Origin of the sequence: uncultured Campylobacter sp. (assembly GCF_938045535.1) — a bacterium.
Lineage (GTDB): Bacteria > Campylobacterota > Campylobacteria > Campylobacterales > Campylobacteraceae > Campylobacter_B.
The window spans coordinates 1-1,182 of record NZ_CALIMQ010000130.1; the positions used below are offsets into that span (position 1 = coordinate 1).

The window sequence follows — 1,182 nt, forward strand, 5'->3', positions numbered from 1 at the left end:
AATAGACATTTTTAAAAACTCTAAACCGCATAATTGCGCCTTTAGTGAGCTTCCGAAGGATAAAGGCTACGCGCAAAAAGAGGGCTTTAGATTTTTTATGGAAAAAGAAATTTACGAGCAAGCGCAAGTCGTAACCGAAGCGATGATGGGGCGCGTGATCAAGGGCGGTAAGATAAAATTTGACGAACTTGATGCGGCGATGTTTGAGGGTATCGATGAGGTCGTGCTATGCGCCTGCGGCACGAGCTATCACGCCGCGCTCGTAAGCTCGTATCTTTTCGAGCGCATCGCTAAAATCCGCACGAAAGTGGAAGTCGCCAGCGAATTCCGCTATAAAGAACCATTTTTAAACAAAAATTCCTTATTTATCGTGATCTCGCAAAGTGGCGAGACCGCCGATACATTAGAGGCGCTGCATATCGCTAAAAAAGCCGGTCTTAGGACGCTTGCGATCTGCAATGTCGATAACAGCTCAATCGTGCGCATGGCAGGCAGCGTGATCCTCACCCGCGCGGGCATCGAAAAGGGTGTGGCATCTACGAAGGCTTTTGCGACGCAGGTTATGGTGCTATGGATGTTTGTGGTGTATCTTGCAAATCTGCGCGAAGTCATCTCGGCGCGCATGAATTCCGCTGAAATTTCAGCGATGCTTCATATCCCGCAAATTTTAAAGATTAAGGACGGCTTGCAGGATAAAATTTACCGCATGAGTAAGCACTATCTGCACGGACACGGCTTTTTCTTTATCGGGCGCGATATTTTCTATCCGCTCGCTCTTGAGGGCGCGCTCAAGCTCAAAGAGATCTCCTATCTGCACGCGGAAGGCTATCCAAGCGGCGAGATGAAGCACGGACCGATCGCGCTTGCCGATTCTAATCTCTTTACGGTTGCGCTGATGCCAAAGCATTTGCTCTACGAAAAAACAAAAAGCAATGTCGAAGAGCTTGCCGCGCGCGATGCGTATATTTTAGCTATCAGCCCGGAAGAGCCCGAGATCGCGGATGATTTTATCAAAACAAGCGAGCAGAGCCACGCAATGAGTGAGTTTTTTGAGATGATGATAATTTTACAAATTCTAGCTCTTGAAATCTCCGTCAGACTTGGCAACGACGTAGATATGCCGCGAAATTTAGCCAAAAGCGTCACCGTAGAATAATCGTTTTTTAAGTTCATTTTGACTAA

At 47.2% G+C, this 1,182-nt stretch carries 1 protein-coding gene; it reads left to right on the forward strand.

Annotation, left to right across the window (positions count from 1 at the left end; translation table 11 throughout):
* Positions 1–1,156 (forward strand): glutamine--fructose-6-phosphate transaminase (isomerizing) (glmS, locus tag Q0095_RS04280; protein ID WP_297881679.1); only part of this gene is annotated, 1,156 nt, incomplete at its 5' end.
* Positions 1,157–1,182 lie beyond the last annotated feature (26 nt).